The organism is Streptomyces sp. NPDC005805 (assembly GCF_040630445.1).
Taxonomy (GTDB): domain Bacteria; phylum Actinomycetota; class Actinomycetes; order Streptomycetales; family Streptomycetaceae; genus Streptomyces.
In genome coordinates this window covers 39,453-59,841 of record NZ_JBEXXN010000033.1, presented here as the reverse complement: position 1 = coordinate 59,841, position 20,389 = coordinate 39,453, and the positions used below count along the sequence as shown (strand labels likewise).

At 75.1% G+C, this 20,389-nt stretch carries 17 protein-coding genes; 6 read left to right on the top strand and 11 right to left on the bottom strand.

Annotation, left to right across the window (positions count from 1 at the left end):
* Positions 1-133 precede the first annotated feature (133 nt).
* The 7 genes from ABZ457_RS19335 to ABZ457_RS19305 all read right to left on the bottom strand — a co-directional run bounded on the left by ABZ457_RS19335 (position 134) and on the right by ABZ457_RS19305 (position 10,361).
* Complete coding sequence (locus ABZ457_RS19335) at positions 134-1,213, bottom strand: zinc-binding dehydrogenase (RefSeq protein ID WP_359158784.1); 1,080 nt, start codon at positions 1,211-1,213, stop codon at positions 134-136.
* A 17-nt stretch (positions 1,214-1,230) separates the two neighbouring features.
* Positions 1,231-2,625: an aldehyde dehydrogenase family protein gene (locus tag ABZ457_RS19330; RefSeq protein WP_359158783.1), complete on the bottom strand. Its 1,395-nt coding sequence runs from the start codon at positions 2,623-2,625 to the stop codon at positions 1,231-1,233.
* A gap of 119 nt (positions 2,626-2,744) precedes the next feature.
* Positions 2,745-4,076, bottom strand: coding sequence for an ABC transporter ATP-binding protein (locus ABZ457_RS19325; protein WP_359158782.1), 1,332 nt, complete (start codon positions 4,074-4,076; stop codon positions 2,745-2,747).
* 187 nt (positions 4,077-4,263) lie between these two features.
* Positions 4,264-5,547: an MFS transporter gene (locus ABZ457_RS19320; RefSeq protein WP_359158805.1), complete on the bottom strand. Its 1,284-nt coding sequence runs from the start codon at positions 5,545-5,547 to the stop codon at positions 4,264-4,266.
* Between the two features lie 79 nt (positions 5,548-5,626).
* Positions 5,627-7,066 carry a citrate:proton symporter gene (locus tag ABZ457_RS19315; RefSeq protein ID WP_359158781.1) on the bottom strand — a complete coding sequence of 480 codons (1,440 nt, stop codon included), beginning with the start codon at positions 7,064-7,066 and terminating at the stop codon, positions 5,627-5,629.
* 149 nt (positions 7,067-7,215) lie between these two features.
* Positions 7,216-9,399, bottom strand: a complete 2,184-nt coding sequence (locus ABZ457_RS19310; protein WP_359158804.1) for a molybdopterin-dependent oxidoreductase — start codon at positions 9,397-9,399, stop codon at positions 7,216-7,218.
* 317 nt (positions 9,400-9,716) lie between these two features.
* Positions 9,717-10,361 (bottom strand): TetR/AcrR family transcriptional regulator, encoded by a 645-nt coding sequence (locus ABZ457_RS19305; RefSeq protein WP_359158780.1) that lies wholly within the window; start codon positions 10,359-10,361, stop codon positions 9,717-9,719.
* 138 nt (positions 10,362-10,499) lie between these two features.
* Between ABZ457_RS19305 and hmgA the strand changes: the two genes are divergently transcribed.
* From hmgA to ABZ457_RS19290, 3 genes are all read left to right on the top strand, one after another.
* The gene (gene hmgA, locus ABZ457_RS19300) at positions 10,500-11,828 is read left to right on the top strand and encodes a homogentisate 1,2-dioxygenase (protein WP_359158779.1); all 1,329 of its coding nucleotides are present in this window, start codon (positions 10,500-10,502) and stop codon (positions 11,826-11,828) included.
* 53 nt (positions 11,829-11,881) lie between these two features.
* Complete coding sequence (locus ABZ457_RS19295; protein ID WP_359158778.1) at positions 11,882-12,646, top strand: GntR family transcriptional regulator; 765 nt, start codon at positions 11,882-11,884, stop codon at positions 12,644-12,646.
* 104 nt (positions 12,647-12,750) lie between these two features.
* Positions 12,751-13,917, top strand: coding sequence for a type ISP restriction/modification enzyme (locus tag ABZ457_RS19290; RefSeq protein WP_359158803.1), 1,167 nt, complete (start codon positions 12,751-12,753; stop codon positions 13,915-13,917).
* Between the two features lie 7 nt (positions 13,918-13,924).
* Here ABZ457_RS19290 and ABZ457_RS19285 read toward each other — a convergent pair whose 3' ends face one another.
* On the bottom strand, positions 13,925-14,905 hold the full coding sequence (locus tag ABZ457_RS19285; protein ID WP_359158777.1) for a WYL domain-containing protein: 981 nt from the start codon (positions 14,903-14,905) through the stop codon (positions 13,925-13,927).
* A 211-nt stretch (positions 14,906-15,116) separates the two neighbouring features.
* Here ABZ457_RS19285 and ABZ457_RS19280 point away from each other — a divergent pair, with 211 nt between their 5' ends.
* On the top strand, positions 15,117-15,512 hold the full coding sequence (locus tag ABZ457_RS19280; protein WP_359158802.1) for a RidA family protein: 396 nt from the start codon (positions 15,117-15,119) through the stop codon (positions 15,510-15,512).
* A gap of 96 nt (positions 15,513-15,608) precedes the next feature.
* Positions 15,609-16,811: a CaiB/BaiF CoA-transferase family protein gene (locus ABZ457_RS19275; protein WP_359158776.1), complete on the top strand. Its 1,203-nt coding sequence runs from the start codon at positions 15,609-15,611 to the stop codon at positions 16,809-16,811.
* A gap of 465 nt (positions 16,812-17,276) precedes the next feature.
* Here ABZ457_RS19275 and ABZ457_RS19270 read toward each other — a convergent pair whose 3' ends face one another.
* Complete coding sequence (locus tag ABZ457_RS19270; RefSeq protein WP_359158775.1) at positions 17,277-17,543, bottom strand: hypothetical protein; 267 nt, start codon at positions 17,541-17,543, stop codon at positions 17,277-17,279.
* A gap of 284 nt (positions 17,544-17,827) precedes the next feature.
* On the opposite strand from ABZ457_RS19270, the gene ABZ457_RS19265 reads away from it, so the two are divergent.
* Positions 17,828-18,832, top strand: a complete 1,005-nt coding sequence (locus tag ABZ457_RS19265; protein WP_359158774.1) for a serine/threonine-protein kinase — start codon at positions 17,828-17,830, stop codon at positions 18,830-18,832.
* Between the two features lie 79 nt (positions 18,833-18,911).
* On the opposite strand, the gene ABZ457_RS19260 is transcribed toward ABZ457_RS19265, so the two are convergent.
* Together ABZ457_RS19260 and ABZ457_RS19255 are read right to left on the bottom strand one after the other, a co-directional pair.
* Positions 18,912-19,721 carry an SGNH/GDSL hydrolase family protein gene (locus ABZ457_RS19260; protein WP_359158773.1) on the bottom strand — a complete coding sequence of 270 codons (810 nt, stop codon included), beginning with the start codon at positions 19,719-19,721 and terminating at the stop codon, positions 18,912-18,914.
* Between the two features lie 264 nt (positions 19,722-19,985).
* Positions 19,986-20,366 carry a GntR family transcriptional regulator gene (locus ABZ457_RS19255; RefSeq protein ID WP_359158772.1) on the bottom strand — a complete coding sequence of 127 codons (381 nt, stop codon included), beginning with the start codon at positions 20,364-20,366 and terminating at the stop codon, positions 19,986-19,988.
* Positions 20,367-20,389: the final 23 nt, after the last annotated feature.

Here is a 20,389-nt window from a genome sequence, read left to right as displayed (position 1 = left end):
AAGCGTCGTGGCCGGTCGGGGGCGGATCCGTCGTCACCGGTCGGGGCCCCGGGAGGGGTCCGGCGGACCGGGCCGGACCCCTCCTGGTGGATCAGGCCCGGACGCCTTCCGGAACGCGTTCGGGGAGCCGCCGCTAGAACACGACCAGGGACCTGCCGCCCCGCCCCGCCCGCATCGCGTCGAACGCCGCCGGGATGTCCGCGAGGCCGATCCGGTCGGTCACCAGCGCCCCGAGGTCGAGGGCGCCCGCGCGGATGTGGCCGGCGAGGACCGGGAGGTCCCGCGCCGGGTCGGAGTTCCCGTAGACGCACCCCGCGAGGGTCCGGCCCCAGTGGAAGATCTCCAGGGCGTTGAAGGTCACCTGCTGGTCCTTGCCGCCGATGCCGACGACCGTGGTGCGGCCGCCGCGGCGGGTGGACTCCCAGGCGGTGCGGATGGTGACGGCCCGCCCGACGCACTCGATCGCGACGTCCGCGCCCTGCCCGCCGGTCAGCCGGCGGACCTCCTTGGCGGTGGTGTCCGAGGCGACGACGTACTCGGTGGCCCCGGCCGCCCGCGCCAGGCCCTCCTTCTCCGGGGACACGTCGACCGCGACGACCGTCCCGGCCCCGGCGGTCCGGGCCGCCTGGAGGGTGGCCAGCCCCACGCCCCCGACGCCGAACACGACCACCGACTCGCCCGCGCGCACCCGCGCCGCGTGGTGGACGGCACCGTAGCCGGTGAGGACGGCGCAGCCGAGGAGGGCGGCGTCGGTGAGGGAGACGCCCTCGGGCGCGGGCAGCACGCAGGCGGCCGGGACGACGGTCTCCTCCGCGAAGGCGGCGACGTTCAGGCCCGGGTGGAGGTCCCGCCCGTCGGCCGAGACGGCGTGGACGCGGCCCACCCCGGTCAGCGCGTCGGCGCAGAGCCACACCTCGCCGAGGCCGCAGTGGTGGCAGGCGCCGCAGGAGGGCGCCCAGTTGAGGACCACGCCGTCGCCCGGGGCGACGTGCGGCACCCCCTCCCCCACGGCGAGCACGGTGCCCGCGCCCTCGTGGCCGAGGACGGCCGGGACGGGCACCCGCATGGTGCCGTCGGACAGGGACAGGTCGGAGTGGCAGACCCCGGCGGCGGCGAGACGGACACGGACCTGCCCGGGGCCGGGATCGGGCAGGGTGATGCCGGTGATCTCCAGCGGGGCGCCGACGGCGGGCAGGACGGCTGCACGGACCACGATGCTCTTCTCCCGGCTCAGAACTGGAGGGACTTGGTCTGGAGGTACTCGCCCAGGCCGTGCGGCCCGAGTTCCCGTCCGACACCGGACTGCTTGTAACCGCCGAAGGGGGCGCGGATGTTGAAGCGTCCACCGTTGATGTCGACCTGGCCGGTGTCCATCCGGCGGGCGAAGGCGACCGCTTCGGCGTCGTCCCCGGCCCAGACCGCGCCGGCGAGGCCGTAGACGGTGCCGTTGGCGATGGCGAGGGCGTCGTCCGTGTCCTCGTACTTCAGGATCGAGACCACCGGGCCGAAGATCTCCTCCTGGGCGACGGTCATCTCCGGGGTGACGTCGGCGAGGACGGTGGGGCTGACGTAGTAGCCGGTCGCGAGCGGCGCCTCGGGGCCGCCGGCGACGAGGCGGGCGCCCTCGGCGATGCCCTGCTCGATGTAGCCGCGCACCCGCTCCCGCTGGCGGGCGTTGACGAGCGGGCCGACGCGTTCGCCGGGCACGTACGTGGCGGCGGCGGCCGTGGCCAGCTCGACCGCCTCCTCGTACCGGTCCTTGTGGACGAGCATCCGGGTCCAGGCGCTGCACGTCTGGCCGGAGTTGGCCATCACGTTGGCGACGCCGACGGTGACCGCCTTGGCGAGGTCGGCGCTCGGCAGGATCACATTGGCGGACTTGCCGCCGAGTTCCAGGGCGACGCGCTTGACGGCCCCGCCCGCGGTGGCGCCGATCCGCCGGCCGACGGCGGTGGAGCCGGTGAACGAGACCAGGTCGACGTCCTCGTGCGCGGCGAGCGCCTGCCCGGCGACCGTACCGAGGCCGGTGACCAGGTTGAACACACCGGCGGGCACCCCGGCCGCGTCGACCGCCTCGGCGAAGAGCCGGGCGGTCAGCGGGGTGTCCTCGGCGGGCTTGAGGACGACGGTGCAGCCGGCCGCGAGGGCGGGGGCGACCTTGGCGACGACCTGGTGGAGGGGGTAGTTCCACGGGGTGATCGCGCCGACCACGCCGACGGGCTCCAGCAGCACGGTGGAGTTGCCGATGGTCTCCTCGAAGGGGTGGGACGCGGCGAGTTCGGCGTAGGAGCCGGCGACCAGCACGGGCATCGAGGCGTGCACGGCGAGCGCGAACCGCGGCGGGGCGCCGAGTTCGGCGGTCACCGTCTCGGCGATCTCCTCGGTGCGGCGGCCCAGTTCCTCGTGGAGCGCGGAGAGCACGGCGGCGCGCTCGGCGGGCGGGGTCGCCTTCCACCCGGGGAACGCGGCCCGCGCGGCCCGCACCGCCGCGTCCACGTCCTCGGCGGTCCCGGCGGGCACCCGGCCGATGACCTGCTCGTCGGCCGGGTTCACCACGGCGATGGTCTCCGTCCCGACGGCGGGCCGCCACGCCCCGTCGATGTACATGCCGTCGTGTGCCTTCATCGCACTCCTCCACGCCTCACGGGCCGGGTCCCCCCGGCCGGGTCCTGGCCACGGTCCACGGCCCAAACTAGCGGCGGTAGGTTTTCGGGCGCCAGGGCGGGTGGGGGCGGCGGGCCGGCTCAGACGTCCAGGCCCGGTACGTCCGACGGGGCCGGGCAGATCCGGCGGCCCTGCTGGTCGAAGACGTAGAGGTGGGCCGGGTCCACCAGGAGCGGGACCTGGGCGCCGGTGCGCAGGCGCAGGTCCGGGCCGGTGCGGACGACGAGGTCGCTGGGGGCGGTGGCGCGGCGCTCGTCCGGCGCGGCGGTCTCCGGGGCGTCGAGGACGGCCACCGGGCCCGTGACCTGGGCGACGGCCCGGTCCCTGAGCCGGGACAGCACTCCCGGCCCGGCCGTACGGCGGCGGCGGGCCGCCTGCTGCGGCCGGGAGGACTCCAGGTCGGCGACGACGGCCGGCCGCGAACCGGTGTTGAGGTGCACCAGCGCCTCGTGCCCCTGGTACTCCATGTGCTCGACGATGCCGGTGATCGCCACCTCCCCCGCCCGGGCCCGGCTCGGCGGTGCCACACGGACGGCCTCGGAGCGCAGCCCGACGATGAGCTGCCGGCCCTGCTGGATGCGGAGCAACTGGTGGTCCGCGCTGAGCGGTTCGGGCAGCGGCAGCCGCTGCCGGCCGAGGTCGATGGACATCCGGCCGTCGAGGGGCGCGTGCACCACGGCCTGGAGGAGGTTGATCCGGGGCGTGCCGATGAACGCGGCGACGAAGACGTTCGCCGGGAGCGCGTAGGTGTCGCGCGGGGTGCTGACCTGCTGGAGCACCCCGCCGCGCATCACCGCGACCCGGTCGCCGAGGGACATGGCCTCGGACTGGTCGTGGGTGACGTAGACCGTGGTGACGCCGAGTTCGGCGGTGAGGCGGGCGATCTCGGCGCGCAGATGGTTGCGGAGCTTGGCGTCCAGATTGGACAGCGGCTCGTCCATCAGGAAGACGGAGGGGCGCCGGGAGATCGCCCGGCCCATGGCCACGCGCTGGCGTTCGCCGCCGGAGAGCTGCCCGGGGAGCCGGTCGAGCAGGTCCTCGATGCCGAGCATCCGGGCGGTGGCCTCCACCCGGGGGTTGCGGTCGGCGCGCGGGTTCTCCAGCTTGAGCGGGAAGCCGATGTTCTCGCGGTTGGTCATGCTCGGGTAGAGCGCGAAGTTCTGGAAGACCATCGCCATGTCCCGGTCGCGGGGCGGGATGTCATTGGCGTACTCGCCGTCCAGGAGGAGTTCGCCCTCGGTGATGTCCTCCAGACCGGCGATCATGCGCAGCACGGTCGACTTGCCGCACCCGGAGGGGCCCAGGAGGACCAGGAACTCGCCGGGCTCGACCGTGAGCGAGAACCGGTCGACGGCGCGGGGGGCCCGTCCGTATCTCTTGCTGACGTGGTGCAGAGCGATGGCGCGCGTCATAGGGGTCCCGCCCGGGGTGAGGAAGGAGAGGAAGGAGGAGAAGACGGCGAGAAGCAGCCGAGGGGCCAGAAGTTAGCCCACCGCGTGCGTGGTGGGAATGGATCGCGCGAAAGGTTCGTGAGCGGACATCTGAGGCACGGTGCGCTCATGTGGCGGCGGACGGGAACCGGCCGGAAATCGCCCCTTGTCAGGGGCGGTTCGGTGCGCCGGGCCGGTGGGTCAGGTCGATGTCCTTATCCCCGCGCGGGAGTTCCGCCCGCCGCCGGGCGGGCGGCCCCGGCTCCGCCGCCGGGCCCCGCGCGGGGTCCTGCCGCCCCCACGCAGGGCCCGTGCCCCGTACCGCCACGCCCGCCGCCGCGACGAGAAGCGCGCCGAGGACGGCGAAGGGGGCCGCGGGGCCGGCCGCGCCCGCGACCAGGCCCGCGCCCGCCGGGGCGGCGACCTGGCCGAGGCGGTTGCCCTTCAGACGCAGGGCCAGGGCCGTGGAGCGGGCCTCCGGGGGCGCCGCGCTCACCACCGTGGACATCGACAGCGGCTGGCCCGCCCCGAGGCAGAAGCCCAGCCCCACCAGCATCGCGGCGAGCGCCCACAGCGGCACCGGCAGCGCGAGGGCCGCGCACAGCAGGCCGCCCGCGAGGCAGGTCACGGCCAGCAGGGCGGTGCGGCCGAGGAGCCGGATCATCGGGGTCATCACCAGACGGCAGGCGATGGTGGCCGCCGCGCGCAGGCTCAGCAGCAGGCCCACGACCGCCGGCGGGATGCCCCGGTGCTCGCCGATCACGGGCAGATAGGCGGTCAGGACGTCCGTCGCGGACAGCACCGCCAGGCTCACGAAGATGCCCGCCGGCACACCCCGGGCGCGCAGGATGCCGCGTACCGGCACCTTGGACGGCGACGGTCGGGCCGGGCGGGACGGGCCCGCCACGGGGGCCGCGCGCCGCTGTTCGATGCGCCAGAGGGAGGTGAACGCCGCCCCCGCCACCGCCGCCGAGACCAGCAGCGCGAGCCCGCCGGTGCGGGCGGTGCCGCCGACGAGGGCCCCGGCGGCGATCGGGCCCACCAGCTGCCCGAGGGAGGCGCCGATGGTGAAGTGGCCGAAGTCGCGGTCCTGGTCGGCGGGCGCGGACCGGCGGGCCACCACGGACTGCGCCCCGATCACGAAGCACAGGTGCCCGAGGCCCATCACCCCGCTCCAGGCGGCGAGCGCACCCAGCGACGAGGCCGTGCCGCTCAGCGCGCAGCCGCCGGAGATCAGCACCGTGCCGGCGAACAGCAGCGGCGCACAGCGCCCGTGGTCGGTGCGCCGCCCCAGCGGGACGGCGGCGAACAGCGGCAGCAGCGCGTAGACGCCCGCGATCACGCCGATGGCCCGCTCGTCCGCGCCCAGGGCGAGGGCGCGGTACGAGACGGCGGGCCGCGCCATGGACACCGCGCCCTGCGCGAAGGCGAACGCGACGACCAGGCGCAGCAGCCAGCCCCGGGAGACGGCGACGGCTCCCGGAGCGGACGGGGGGACGGGGTCCCGGCCGGACGGGGACGCGGACGGCACCTCAGACGATCCCGAAGAGGATGCCCGCACCGAGGACGACGAGGGAGGTGAGGGCCGCCCACTTCACGGTGAAGCGGGTGTGGTCGCCGAACTCGACCTTCGCCATGCCGACGAGGACGTACACGGCCGGTACCAGCGGGCTGGACATGTGCAGGGCCTGGCCGACGAGGGAGGCCCGGGCGATCTCCAGCGGGGAGACACCGTGCGCGGCGCCGGCCTCGGCGAGAACGGGCAGGACGCCGAAGTAGAAGCCGTCGTTGGACATGAAGTAGGTCAGCGGCAGGCTGAGCAGGCCGGTCACGATCGCCATGTGCGGGCCCATGCCCTCGGGGATCGCGCCCACCAGCCAGTCGGCCATGTGCTCGACCATCCCGGTGCCGGTGAGGACGCCGGTGAAGACGGCGGCGGCGAAGACCATCCCGGAGACGTTGAGGACGTTGTCGGCGTGCGCGGCGATCCGGGCCTTCTGGTCGGCCATCACGGGGAAGTTGACGGTCAGGGCGAGGGCGGCGCCGAGGAGGAACAGGACCGGGATCGGCAGCACCTCCATGATCATGGCGGTGAGGAGGGCGAGGGTGAGCCCGGCGTTGAACCAGTAGAGCCTGGGGCGCAGGGTGGGGCGGTCGGGGTCCAGGCCCTGGAAGCCCTCGTCGTCCGAGTCGGAGTCCGGGGCGGCGGCTTCGGCGTCCGCGTCGGTGCCGGAGCCGCCGCCCGCGGAACCCGGCCCGCCCGCGCCGATCGCGCCCCCGCCGGCGGCACCGGCGCCACCCGTCTTGACCAGCACCGCGTCCGCGCCCCGCGGCTCCAGCGCCTCGTCCAGCGAGAGGTAGCCGAGGCGCTTGCGCTCGCGCCGCCCAAGGACGTACGCGAGGGCGATCACGAACAGCAGGCCGACGCCGAGGGCCGGGATCATGGGCACGAAGATGTCGCCCGCGTCCAGCTTCAGGGCCGTGGCGGCACGGGCGGTGGGGCCGCCCCAAGGGAGCGTGTTCATCACGCCGTTGGCCGTGGCGGCGACACCGGTCATCACGACCAGGCTCATCCCGAGGCGCTTGTAGAGCGGGTACATCGCGGAGACCGTGATCATGAAGGTGGTGGAGCCGTCGCCGTCGAGGGAGACCACGGCGGCGAGCAGCGCGGTGCCGACCACGATGCGCAGCGGGTCCGCTCTGCAGAACCGCAGGATGCCGCGGACGATCGGGTCGAAGAGGCCGACGTCGATCATCACGCCGAAGTAGACGATCGCGAACATCAGCATCGCGGCGGTCGGCGCGAGGGTGCCGACGCCGTCGAGGACGTACTCCCCGAGCTGCGCGCCCTGGCCGACCGCCACACAGAAGAGGGCCGGTATGAGCACCAGCGCGGCGATCGGCGACATCTTCTTCGTCATGATCAGGACCAGGAAGGTCGCGATCATGGCGAAGCCGAGGATGGTCAGCATGGGGGCCCCTCAGGTTCGTCCTTGAACACTCCGCCCGGGCACTCCACCCGGGGCGGCGGTCCGGACGACGCTAGGGGCCGTCCTATGCCGTTAACAAGATGTTGACCCGTGAGCAATACGAGCAAAACCCCAGGTCAGCGATGTGCTGCTCAGTCGAGGGGGGCGACGGAGACCGGGAAGCCGTTGAGGACCGCCGTGCCGGAGAGCGGGTCGAGCCGAGTACCGTCGAGGAGCTGGTTGACGTTCGCGCCGGGGCTGGCGGCGGCGACGGAGAGGCGGACTCCGGGCCGGTCGTGGCCCCAGCCGTGCGGGAGGCTCACCACGCCCCGGCGCACGTCCCCGGTGACTTCGACGGGCGCCTCGATCCGGCCGCCGTCCGAGGTGACGGCGGCCCGGCCGCCGTCGGTGAGGCCGAGGCGGGCCGCGTCCTCGGGGTGGATGTGCAGGGTGAAGCGGTTGGAACCGCCGTTCAGCGCGGGCACGTTGTGCATCCAGCTGTTGTTGGAGCGCAGATGGCGACGGCCGACGAGGACGAGCCCGTGGGCGCGTTCACCGAGGGCGGCGGTGAGCCTCGGCAGGTCGGCGGCGATCGGGGCGGGCAGCAGCTCGATCCGGCCGCTGCGGGTGCGGAGCACGCCCGGGAGGCGCGGTCGCAGGGGGCCGAGGTCGATGCCGTGCGGATGGGCGCGCAGGGTCTCCAGGGTGAGGTCGTAGGGGCCGAGGCGGAGCATCAGGTCGAGCCGGCGTTCGGCGCCGTTCCGGCCGGTGAGGGCGGCGGCGACCTCCTCCGGGTCCCGGCCGTGCAGGGGCGAGTGCGGGTCGGCGACGGCCTTGGCGAGGGCCCCGCGGATCACGGTGTCGTCCACGGCGGACGGGTCGGCGCCGTGCGTACCGGAGACGGCGAGGACCAGGCGGGCGTGGATCTCGCACTCGTCCATCAGCCCGGGGGCCAGCGGCACGGCGGGCGGGGTGAAGCGGACCTGGTTGCGCACGGCGAGGGCGTTGAACGCGAAGTCGAAGTGGGCGCTCTGCGAGGGCGGGGGCGGGGGCAGGACGACGTCGGCGTGGCGGGAGGTCTCGTTGAGGTACGGGTCGACGCTGACCATGAAGTCCAGCCCGGCGAGGGCCCGGTCGAGGCGGTCGCCGTCGGGGGCGGAGAGGACGGGGTTGGCGGCGATGGCGATCAGGGCCCGGACGCGGCCCTCGCCGGGGGTCTCGATCTCCTCGGCGAGGGCGGCGACGGGGAGTTCGCCCTTGGCCTCGGGGTGTCCGGAGACGCGGCTGGCCCAGCGGCCGAGGGTGAAGCCCTTGCCGGGGGCGGCGGGGCGCGGCGCGCGGTCGGTGGCGGCGAGCGGGAAGAGGGCGCCGCCGGGGCGGTCGAGGTTGCCGGTGAGGATGTTGAGGACGTCGACGAGCCAGCTCGCGAGGGTGCCGTGGTCGACGGTGCAGCTCCCGATGCGGCCGTAGACGGCGGCGGTGGGCGCGGCGGCCAGTTCCCGGGCGACGGTCCGGATCTCCTCGGCGGCCAGGTCGCAGGCCCTGGCGACGGCCTCGGGAGTGAAGGGGGCGACGGCGTCCCGGACGGCGTCGACGCCGTCGAGGTGGGCCTCCAGGGCGCCCGGGTCGGTGAGCTTCTCCTCGAAGAGGACCTGGGCGAGGGCGGCGAGCAGCAGCGCGTCGGTGCCGGGGCGGATGGCCAGGTGCCGGTCGGCGAGCCGCGCGGTGCGGGTGCGGCGGGGGTCGACGACGGTGAGGGTACCGCCGCGCCGGCGCAGGGCCTTGAGGCGGCCGGGGAAGTCGGGGGCGGTGCAGAGACTGCCGTTGGACTCCACGGGGTTGGCGCCGAGCAGCAGCAGATGGTCGGTGCGGTCCAGGTCGGGGACGGGGATGGCACCGGCGCTGCCGTAGAGGAGGCCGCTGGAGACGTGCTTGGGCATCTGGTCGAGGGTGGAGGCGGTGAACAGGTTCCGGGTGCGCAGCGCGGCGAGGAGCACGGGCGGGTAGAGGCCGCCGGCCATGGTGTGGACGTTGGGGTTGCCGAGGACGACGGCGACGGCGTCCCGGCCGTGCTCGGCGGTGAGGGCGGGGACGCGGGCGGCGATCAGGTCGAAGGCTTCCGCCCAGCTCGCCTCGCGGAGGACGCCGTTCTCCCGGACGAGGGGGGTGCGCAGCCGGTCGGGGTCGGCGTCGAGCGCGCCGAAGGAGGCGCCCTTGGGGCAGATGAACCCGGCACTGAAGACGTCGTCCCGGTCGCCGCGGGCGGCGGTGACGCGGTCGCCGTCGACGGTGAGGCTGAGCCCGCAGGTCGCCTCGCAGAGCGGACAGATCCGCAGCGCGGTCCGGGTTCCGGGGGCGGGGGCGGGGGCGAGTCCGGGCGCGGGGGCCTCGGTGCGCGGGGTGGTCCCGGGGCCGTCGGCGGCCGCCGGACCGGGGGCGCCGGTCCCGGTCCCGGGCGTGGGGGCGGGGGTGGTCGGGGCGGTGCGGGGCACGGGTCCTCCCGGGGCGGCGGGTGTCGGCGGTGACGTACCGTCCCACGCGAGCATACCGACCGGTACGGACGGGCGGGAGGGCCGGAACCGGACGCCCCGCGCGGCGCACCCCGGCCCGACCCGCCCGTCAGCCCGCTCCCTCCCCAGGCCCCCCACGCCCCTCAGACCCCCTGATCCCCCAGGTACTCCGCCAGATACGCCCGCACCAGCCGCCGCGTCTCCGCCACGATCCCCTCGTCCCCCGGCGGCCCCGCCCGGAAGGCGAGTTGCAGCAGCGCGTCGGCCGCCTCCACCGCGACCAGGACCGCGCGGCGCAGCTCCGCGTCCGCCGGGCGTCCCAGGTGCGCGGCGAGCAGGCCGCTGAGCCGGCCCGCCACCTCGCTGTCCACCCCGTTCACCCCGTCCGCCCGCACCCCCACCGGCACCTGCGCGCCGAAGTCGATCAGCGCGAAGCCGGGCGCGGTGCGCTTCATGGCCAGGTACTCGTCGAGGACCACGTCCACGAAGGCCCGCCAGTCGCCCCGGGGCACGGCGGCCAGCCCGGCGGCGATGCGCTCGCCGTAGCGGTCGAGGTTGCGGTGCCCGAGGGCGTCCACGAGGGCGCGCTTGTTGCCGAAGAACCGGTACACCGAGCCGATCGGCACCCCCGCCCGGGAGGCCACCGTCCGGGTGGTCAGCTCCTCGTAGCCGCACTCGTCGAGGAGTTCGGCGCAGGCGTCGAGGATCCGGGCGAGCCGGTCGGCGCTGCGCCGCTGCACGGGCACATGGCGCAGGGAGGGCTGAGGGCGCGGGGACACGCGCCCCATGATGCCGCCCCGATGCCGTTGACGGGCCCGCTCCGGAATCCTACGGTTCTCCATAGGAATGCGGGCGGCGGCACCCCGCGGCAGGCGTTCCACGGACGGGCCACCCGGCCCGCACGGCACACGGCACAGGAGCGGGCGATGAGCGGCAGCGAACAGGCGCGGAAGATCGTGGCAGGACTGACCCCGGAGTCCTTCTCCTCCGGATTCGGCAACGAGCACAGCTCCGAGGCGGTCCCCGGGGCCCTCCCGCACGGGCGCAACTCCCCCCAGCGCGCGCCCCTCGGGCTCTACGCGGAGCAGCTCAGCGGCAGCGCGTTCACCGAGCCCCGGGCGCACAACCGGCGCTCCTGGCTGTACCGCGTCCGCCCCTCGGCCGCGCACCCCGCGTACGTCCGCACGGACAACGGGGCCCTGCGGACGGCTCCCTTCACCGAGACCGTCCCCGACCCCAACCGCCTGCGCTGGAACCCGCTGCCGCAGCCCGCGCCCGGCACGGACTGGCTGGCGGGCCTGTGGACCCTCGGCGGCAACGGCGACGCGGCGCAGCGCACCGGTATGGCCGTGCACCTCTACCACGCCAACGCCGCCATGACGGACCGGGTGTTCGGGAACTCCGACGGCGAACTGCTGATCGTGCCCGAGCACGGCGGTCTGCTGCTGGTCACGGAACTGGGTCTGCTGCCGGCCCGTCCGGGCGAGGTCGCGCTGATCCCGCGCGGTGTCCGCTTCCGCGTCGAACTCCTCGACGACACCGCCCGCGGATACGTCTGCGAGAACTACGGGCAGCCGTTCGAGCTGCCCGACCTCGGCCCGATCGGCGCCAACGGCCTGGCCAACGCCCGGGACTTCCTGGCCCCGACCGCCGCGTACGAGGACGTGGAGGGCCCGGTCGAGGTGGTCAACAAGTTCTGCGGCAACCTCTGGACCGCGACCTACGACCACTCCCCCCTGGACGTCGTCGCCTGGCACGGCAACCATGTCCCGTACGTCTACGACCTGCGCCGCTTCAACGTCATCGGCACGATCTCGTACGACCACCCGGACCCGTCCATCTTCACCGTGCTGACCTCGCCCACCGACACCCCGGGGCTGGCCGGGGTCGACTTCGTGGTCTTCGCGCCGCGCTGGCTGGTGGGCGAGGACACCTTCCGTCCGCCGTACTTCCACCGGAACGTGATGAGCGAGTACATGGGCCTGATCGAGGGCGCGTACGACGCCAAGGCCGAGGGCTTCGTGCCGGGCGGCGGCTCGCTGCACAACATGATGTCGGCGCACGGCCCGGACCGGGACACCTTCGAGAAGGCGAGCGCGGCCGAGCTGAAGCCGCAGAAGATCGACGACGGGCTGGCGTTCATGTTCGAGACCCGGTGGCCCCTGACCGCCACCGCGCAGGCGGCCGGGGCGGCCCATCTGCAGGAGGAGTACGACAACGTGTGGCAGGGTTTCGAACGCCACTTCCGGCCGTAGGCGGTCTCCGCCGCGCGCCGGGCAGAGAACCGACCGTCCCGTACGGAGACGCCGTGACCTCCTCCCCCTCCTCCTTCGCCCCCGACTCGCTGGTCCTGAACCGCAAGCTCCCGCTGTGGTACCAGGTCTCGCAGTCGCTGCGCGCCTCGATACTGGGCCGCGCCCCCGAGGCGTCCCTGCGGCTGCCGACCGAGGAGCAGCTCGCGCAGCACTACGGCGTGAGCGTGCTGACCATGCGGCAGGCGCTCAAGGAGCTGGAGGAGGAGGGGCTGATCAGCCGGCACCGGCGGCGGGGCACCTTCATCGAGCCCGGGGCGCGGCCGAGTGCGCCCCGGCGGCTGCTGGGCTCCATCGACGCGATCGTGGCCCAGCAGTCCGGCGAGCGGACCACGGTCCTCGGGCACGGCCCGCGTCCCGTGCCCGCCGACCTGGCCGAGCACTTCCCGGGCCTGGACGAGGTGGTCGTCTTCCGGCGGCTGCGCCGCGACGGCGACAGCGGCGAGCCGACGAACTGGGCGGAGAACGCGCTCAGTCCGGAGCTGGCGGCCCGGGTGGACGTGACGGACCTGGAGCGCTGGCCGATGACCAAGGTCCTCCGGGACGTCCTCGGCGTCCGCATCAGCCGCATCACGGACACGGTCGAGGCCCGCCTCGCGGACCCGGAGACCGCGGAACTCCTCAGCGTCCCGCTGCTGAGCCCGATCCTCCACTACACGGGCGTCACCTACGACGAGGAGGGCCTGGTCGTGGACGTGGCCCGCATCCGGTACCGGGGGGACCGGTTCTCCTTCTCGGTGACGGTGGATGCGGCGGACTGAGGGGGCTCACTAGCATCGGACGGGTGACCACCGCACCCACCGGGCCCGAGGCAGAGACGTACCGGAACGCCCTCCTCGCGGACGCGCCGCTGCTCGACGAGCTGATGCCGTGGTCGGTCGCGCCCCTGCGGCTGGGGCGGGGCTGGGTGATGGCCCCGGACGCGGGCTCGCTGCGGCGGCGCTGGGACGCACTGGTCGGGGCGGCGGACGAGGCGGCGCGGGAGGCGCTGTTCGAGGTCAGCCGCTCCCGGGGGCCGCGGAGTACGGTGGCGCGGCTGCCGGGGCAGCGGGCGGCCGGCACCGGGCGGATCGCGCACGAGACGGGCCGCTGCCCGGAGCCGGTCCGGGTGCTGCACGGCGCGTACGACGAGCAGTGGCTCCTCCCGGACAACCGGCTGATCGACGCGGCCCGGCCCGAGTTGTGGCGGGTCCTCGACACCACGCACCAGCTCTTCGCCGTCGAGCAGGGGCCTGTCCCCCGGGCCGGCGGCCCCGCGCTCACGGTCACCGCGCACCTGCCCGACGGGCGCTCCCCGGCGGGGCGGCCGGGCCGGATCCGGCCGCTGTACCGCAGGCCCGGCGGCCTGGAACCCAACCTCGCGCCCGGCCTCACCGGGCAGCTCGCGGACCGCTACGGACTCCCCGTCACGCCGCGCGACCTGCTCTGCTGGATCACCGTGGCGGCGCACGCCACGCCCCGGGGCTGCGCCGTCCCGCTCACCGCGGACCCGGCCGCCTGGGCGGAGGGCGTGGCGCTGGGCCGCCGGCTGGTGGAGGTCCAGCTCCGCGGGGCGCACGGCCTGCCGCGCCCGAAACTCCCGGGCGGCCGCCGCCCGTACGTCCGCGCGGCGATCCCGGCCCACCCGGACGCCCTGTCCTACGACCCGGCCGACGAGACCCTGCTGATCGGCCCGACCGGCCGCGTCTCCCCCGTCCCGGCGGCGGCCTGGGAGGCCGAGGCGGGCGGCGTCCGCGTCCTGGAGCAGTGGTTCGCCCGCCGCACCGCACCGGCGGAAGCGGGCACCCTGGAGGCGCTGCGGCCGGCGTCCTGGCCGCAGGAGTGGACCTCGGAGCTGCTGGAACTGATCACCGTCCTGGCCCTCCTGGCCGAACTCGGCCCCCGCGCCGCCGCGTTGGCTACCGCCCCTCCCCTGACGGCCACCGACCTGCACACGGCGGGCATCCTCCCGGCCCCCGCCGCTTCCCACCGCCCGGCCTCGGTCCTCGACCCGGAGGAGGAGGGGCCGGGGGGTCAGCTGACGCTGGTGTAGCGGCCTCTCACCCCCGGGACGGCTCCCCGTAGCGCGCGGCCAGCGCGGCTCCCCGGGTCCGGAGGGCCGTGCGCAGGGAGGGTGGGGTCAGGGCCTCCGCGTCCAGGCCGAGTTGCCACAGGGCCCACTCCGCGTGGCGGGCGTCCTGGAAGGTGACTTCCAGGCGGAGGCGGCCGTCCTCGGCGGGTTCCTCCGCGCGGACGGCGAGGGCGGTGTCGAGCAGTTCCTCGCGGCGGGCCGGGTTCATCAGGAGCAGGGCGGTGAGGTGGTCGCCGTCGGAGAGGAAGCGGGCGGAGCGTTCGCGCCAGATCCGGTCGAGGTCGACCCGGTCGGGGCGCTGGGCCGGTTCGGGGAGTTCCTCGGCGGTCAGGACGCGGGAGAGCCGGTAGGTGCGGTCCGCGCCGGACCGCGTGGCCAGGAGGTAGGCGCGGTCGCGGACGGTGACCAGGCCGATCGGGTCCACCGTGCGCCACCGCGGGGCCCGGCCCGTGGCCGCGTAGTGGATGCGCAGTCTGTGTCCCGTGAGCACCGCGCGGCGGACCACGGTCATCGTGGCGGCGGGCACCTCGTCCGTGACCAGCCGGCGGGCGAGCAGGTCGGTCTCCGGCTCGACGAGGAAGCGCCGGGCCGCGTCGCTCGCGGTGGTCCGGTGTCCCTCGGGCAGCGCGTCGGCCACCTTCCGCATGGCCGAGGCGAGCGACGGGCCGAGGCCGAACACCTGCTCGCCGCGCGCCGATCCGGCGGTCAGCACCGCGAGGGCCTCGTCGTGGTTCAGCCCGGTGAGCTCGGTCCGGAAGCCGGGCAGCAGCGCGAACCCGCCGTACCGGCCGCGTTCGGCGTAGACCGGGACACCGGCCGTGGACAGCGCCTCGATGTCGCGCAGCACGGTGCGGGTGGACACCCCCAGTTCGCGGGCGAGGGTGTCCGCGGTCAGCCGGCCGTGCCGGCGCAGCAGGAGCACCAGGGAGACCAGCCGGTCGGCGCGCATGGCGGGAACTCTACGGAGTCCGCGCCCATACATGACAGAGGGTGTCATGAATGGGCGGAAGGCTCGTCGGCACGAGGCCGGGACCGGCGCCGCGCCCTGCGCGCCGCCCTCGGCCCGGTAGGTCCGACGACGAGCCGAAGGAGCTGATGCGGCGATGGAACGAACGGTGAAGCGGACGACGGGGGAACGCACGGCGGTGGAACACACGACGGTGGAACGCACGGCGGTCAACCCGGTCACCTGGTCGGTGGAGCTGGGGTTCAACCAGGGCGAACTGGTCTCCGGGCACACCCGGACCCTGTACCTCTCGGGCCAGACGGCGATGAGCGAGGACGGCAAGCCCCTGCACGAGGGCGACATGGCGGCGCAGCTGGCGCTGAGCACCGACAACCTGGAGGCGGTGCTCGCCGAGGCCGGTATGTCGCTCGCGAACCTCGTCCGGCTCACCGTCTACACCACCGACGTGGATCTGCTGTTCCGGCACTACGGCGGGCTGGCGGGGCGGCTGGGCGCGGCCGGGGCGGCACCGGCCACCACGATGCTGGGGGTGACCCGGCTGGCGATCCCGGGCCAGCTGGTGGAGTTGGAGGGAACGGCCGTCGCGTAGCGGAAGCCGCGGGGGGGCCGGACTCCCCGGGGGCCGAGGTCCGGGGGCCGGGGTCCGGGGGTGACAGCGCCCCGCCCCGCGCGGTAAGCAGACCGCATGGACGATGATCAGCAGCCCCTCCCCCTCGACGGCGTCACCGTCGTCGCCGTCGAGCAGGCCGTGTCCGCGCCGTTCGCCACCCGGCAGCTCGCCGACCTCGGGGCGCGGGTGATCAAGGTGGAGCGGCCGGACGGCGGGGACTTCGCGCGGGGGTACGACACCGCCGCGCGGGGTCTGGCCTCGCACTTCGTGTGGTGCAACCGGGGCAAGGAGTCGATCGCGGTCGATCTGAAGGACCCGCGCGGCCGGGACCTCGTGCACCGGCTCGTCGCGGACGCGGACGTGTTCGTGCAGAACCTGGCGCAGGGCGCGGCCGCGCGGCTGGGGCTGGACGCGGTCGCCCTCTGCGCCCGGCACCCCCGGCTGGTCGCCGTGGACATCTCCGGGTACGGCGCCGGCGGCCCGTACGCGCACAAGCGGGCCTACGACATGCTCGTCCAGTGCGAGGCGGGCCTGGTCTCGGTGACCGGAACGCCCGGGGAGCCGGTGAAGGCGGGCATCCCGGCGGCCGACATCGCCGCCGCGATGTACGCGTTCTCCGGCGTCCTGGCCGCGCTGCTGCGGCGCGCGGCCACCGGACGCGGCGGCCCGGTGGAGGTCTCGATGCTGGAGGCGCTCGCCGAGTGGATGGGGCATCCGCTGCACCACGGGATGCACGGCGGCGAGCCCCCGCGCCGGACCGGGCTGGCGCACGCGGTGATCGCCCCGTACGACGGGTACGCGACGGCCGACGGCAGCCGGGTGCTGCTCTCCGTGCAGAACGACCGCGAGTGGCGGCGGCTGGCCGAACAGGTGCTGGAGCGGCCGGAACTGGCCCACGACCCCGACTTCGCGACCAACGCGGCGCGCACGGCGAACCGGGAGCGGACGGACGCCGTGGTGGCCGGGGCGCTGGCGGTGCTGAGCGCGGCGGAGGCGGTCGGCAGGCTGGAGGCGGCGGGCATCGCGTGCGCGCGGATCAACACCGTCCGGGACGTGGCCGCGCATCCGCAGCTCGCGGCCCGCGACCGGTGGCGCGAGATCGACTCACCGGCCGGTCCGCTGCGGGCGCTGCTCCCCCCGATCACCCTGCCGGGCGGGGCCCCGGCCCGGATGGGGGCGGTCCCCGCGCTCGGCGAGCACACGGACACCCTGCTGCGGGCCCTGGGGACGACGGCCGAGGAGACGGCCGCGCTGCGCCGGGACGGGGTGGTCGCCTGACCGGTGGCGGGGGGGCCGCCGGGGGCGGCGCGGCGGGCACGCGAGTGCGGGCCGGGAGCGCGCGGGCCCGGCCCGGGGCGCGGCTGTCTCAGCGGGTGTGCTTGCGGGCGGGCCGCCGCCGGGGCGTTGGAGCTGGGGCGTTCGCAGTGGCAGGACGCGCGAGCGGGCCGGGCCGCCGCCGGAGGAGCGTCGTCGCGGGGCCCGTCCGGCGGGCGGGCGCGGGAGCACGTCCCGTACGGGGCGGCGTGAGCCGGTGGTGCGGAGAGCGGGGAGCTGGGCGTACGGCGCCCGGCCGGGTACCGGGGTGCGCGGGCGTACAGGTAAGCGGGCGGAGGCGCGCGGGCCCGTCACGCGCGCCGGGTCCGGAACCGGGTGCGCGCCGGTCGCGCACCGGCGTCCGGTGGGCGACCGGCGCGCGAGGGCCGGCCGGGTGTGCTCGGGTGACGAGCGCGGGAGACGGGTCGGTCAGCGGCGGCTGCCGAAGAGCGAGCGGCGCAGCCGCCGCAGCGGCGCGAACAGCGAGACGCGTGCGCTCTTGCTCCTGCGTCCGCCGTGCGCCACCTCGCGCGAGGTCAGCTCGCGCATCAGCAGGGTCGCTTCGGCGGCCTCGCGCTGCGGCACGGCGGGACCGCCGAGCACCGCGAGGTGGCGGTCGAGACGCGAACTGGTCGCGCCGCTCCCGCAGGTGATGGCAGGCACGCGCGGCCTGCTGCGAACTGTTATCTGATCCATGTCACTCCCCACCCGTACGAGACACCCGGCCCGGGCAGATTAACCCTAGCGCCCCGACGGGACACCCGTGTATCCCGCCTCCATGATTCAGCACACGCGTACGGAGGTTGACGGTCACTCTCCGAATACGGGCGCATCCAGGGCGAGTTGACGGAACGGTTCCTCGCCGCTCCGGCCGGAAACTTACTGACGCAGCGTCACGGAGGTTCATTTTTCCGTGAGTTCAACTAGATTGAAGGAGTTTTCACCGTGTTGCGGCCGACGGTTCGGGCAGGGGGAACGGCATGAGCGAGGCACCGGGATCGGGCCGGATGATTGCGGAGCGCTACCGCCTGATCGGGCCGCTCGGCGAGGGCGGCACGGGCGTGGCGTGGCTGGCCCGCGACGAGCTGCTGGACCGGGACGTGGCCGTCAAGGAGATCCGCGTACCGGCGGGCCCCGACGCGGCGGCCACACGTGCGCACTACGCACGTCTGGAGGACGCCGCCCGCCGGGCCGGACGGGTCGCGCACCGCAACGTCGTCGCCGTGCACGATGTCGCCGCGGGCGAGGGCCGGCCGTGGATCGTGATGGAACTCGTGCGCGGGCTGGCCCTCTCGGAGGTCCTGGAGGCCGAGGGGGCCCTCCCGCCCCGCCGCGCCGCGCAGATCGGGGCCGAGGCGCTCGCGGGACTGCGGGCCGCGCACGCGGCGGGGGTGGTGCACGGTGACGTCCGCCCGTCCAAGGTCCTGATCGCCAACGACGGCCGGGTGCTGGTCACCGGCTTCGGCGCGGCGGACCCGGGCGGTGGACCGGAGGCGGTGGCGAACGGCGCGGCGGCGGACCTGTGGTCCCTGGGTGCGCTGCTGCACACCGCGGTGACGGGCCGGGCCCCTGACGGCGGGGCCGGGGTCCCGGAGCGGGCGGAGGCGCTGGGCCCGGTGATCGAGGGACTGCTGCGGCCGGACCCGGCGGACCGGATACCCGCGGCGGACGCGGAGCACCGCCTGCGCCTGGCGGCCGCCGGGGGCGGGCGACACGAACCGGGCCCGGGCGCGGACGGCCCCGCCTCACCGGCACCGCTTCCACCGCGCACGGAGTCCGAGGCGACGGGCGGCGGGCCCGGGGGCCGGGCGGACGGGGACGGGGACGGGAGCCCTGCGCCGGACCCGGTCGGTTCCGGGGACGACGAGCAGCGGACGGGCGCCGGCCCGGCCGGCCGACTGAGCCCGGTGGCGGTGCTGGCCCTCGGCGTGGTGGCGCTGCTGGCGGCGGTGGCCGCGCTGGTCTGGACGGTGACGGGCGGCTGACGCCCGCCTGGGAGCCATGAGCGGGGCGCCGGACGCCGGCCCCGGTCGGGGAGCCGGCGCGGCGCGAAGCGAGGCGCGGTCAGTCGTTGGCGTTGAGGACGGGGAGATAGCCGCCGGACTGTCCGGCCGCCGTGGGGTGGTACGACTCGCCGATGTTCAGCCAGTTGACGCTGTGCAGCCAGGCCGCGCCCGAGCAGATCTCGTGGCCGGTGAAGGTCCCGACGACGCTGCCGAAGGCGTACCCGTGGTCGGCCGCGCGCTTGGCGATGGCCGCGTTGAGGTGGTCGGACGCGCCGTTGATCGCGGCCCGCTCGTTCTCGGTCAGCCCGGCGATGCAGCTGCCGTTCAGCTTGTAGAAGCGGGGGTAGCCGAGGACGACCACACGGGCCGAGGGCGCCTTGGCGCGGATCGCGGAGTAGACGGTGTCGAGCCGGCCGGGCAGGGTCGAGTCGACGTACGCCTTGGCCTGGTTGATCCGGTTGATACAGGTCGACTCGGACTGGAGGACGCAGGTGGTCATGACGTCGGCGAAGCCCGCGTCGTTGCCGCCGATGGTGACGGAGACGAGGTCGGTGCCGGAGCCCAGGGGGCCGAGCTGGTTGGCCGTCACATCGTTGGTGCGCGCACCCGAGCAGGCGGTGAAGGCGAAGGAGGAGGGGGCGTTGGCGGCGGCCCAGAGCGCGGGGTAGGCACGGTTGGTGCGCTTGCAGTCGCCGCTGGATCCGATGTAGTTGCCGGCTCCGACACCGGAGGAGTAGGAGTCGCCGAGGGCCACGTAGTCGACGGCCTGGGCGGAGGAGTCGGCCTGGGCGGCGGTCGCTCCGGTGAGAGCGAGGACGGCGCCGAGGAGGAGTGAGGACGAGAGTGCCGCGAAACGGGACAGCTTCATGGAACCTCCCAGTTGGCAGGGTCTCTGCTTCAACTTTCGTAGCAACGCGCGCACTTGGCGGGAAGCGTTCGTGCCGAACGTGTTACCGACGGGTTTTGGGGAGATGAAGCGTATGCCGTGATGAACGTGAAGATCCGGCATTGGTCCGGCGTTTCGGACATCGAAAGCGCAGGTGGGCCCGGACGGACGGTATACGGCGGGCGCGCGCCCGGCCCTGGCGGCCCGCCCGGACCGGTCCGCACACGGACCGGCCCTGGCGGCCCGTCAGCCCCGGTCGCCGTACTCCGCGCGCAGTGCCTCCCGCACCGCCGCCAGCGCCGCGGCCCGGGTGAGACCCAGGCGGCGCGCCTGCGCCACGTACACCGCGGCGGCGTTCGCGGCCTGGCGGTCCGCCGCGTCGCCCGCCGCGGCCACGACCGTCCCGTTGCGGCCGCGGGTCTCGACCACCCCGTCCGTCTCCAGCGCCCGGTACGCCTTGGCGACGGTGTTCGCCGCCAGGCCGAGTTCCTCCGCCAGCGCGCGGACGGTCGGCAGGCGGTGGCCCACGGGGAGCAGACCGGAGCGGGCCTGCTCGGCGATCTGGGCCCGGACCTGCTCGTACGGGGCCTCGGCGGCGGCCGGGTCGATGGTGAGGTTCAAGGTCACGGGCTGATTGTGCCTCAGCTCCA

Coding starts and splice junctions, on each gene's coding strand:
- ABZ457_RS19315 (WP_359158781.1), bottom strand. CDS start 7,066: ATGCTGACCATCCTCGGCTTCGCCATGATCGCGACCTTCCTGGTCCTG.
- ABZ457_RS19270 (WP_359158775.1), bottom strand. CDS start 17,543: ATGGATCAGATAACAGTTCGCAGCAGGCCGCGCGTGCCTGCCATCACC.
- ABZ457_RS19260 (WP_359158773.1), bottom strand. CDS start 19,721: ATGAAGCTGTCCCGTTTCGCGGCACTCTCGTCCTCACTCCTCCTCGGC.
- ABZ457_RS19325 (WP_359158782.1), bottom strand. CDS start 4,076: ATGACGCGCGCCATCGCTCTGCACCACGTCAGCAAGAGATACGGACGG.
- hmgA (WP_359158779.1), top strand. CDS start 10,500: ATGAGCGGCAGCGAACAGGCGCGGAAGATCGTGGCAGGACTGACCCCG.
- ABZ457_RS19330 (WP_359158783.1), bottom strand. CDS start 2,625: ATGAAGGCACACGACGGCATGTACATCGACGGGGCGTGGCGGCCCGCC.
- ABZ457_RS19290 (WP_359158803.1), top strand. CDS start 12,751: ATGCCGTGGTCGGTCGCGCCCCTGCGGCTGGGGCGGGGCTGGGTGATG.
- ABZ457_RS19275 (WP_359158776.1), top strand. CDS start 15,609: ATGGACGATGATCAGCAGCCCCTCCCCCTCGACGGCGTCACCGTCGTC.
- ABZ457_RS19265 (WP_359158774.1), top strand. CDS start 17,828: ATGAGCGAGGCACCGGGATCGGGCCGGATGATTGCGGAGCGCTACCGC.
- ABZ457_RS19285 (WP_359158777.1), bottom strand. CDS start 14,905: ATGCGCGCCGACCGGCTGGTCTCCCTGGTGCTCCTGCTGCGCCGGCAC.
- ABZ457_RS19305 (WP_359158780.1), bottom strand. CDS start 10,361: ATGGGGCGCGTGTCCCCGCGCCCTCAGCCCTCCCTGCGCCATGTGCCC.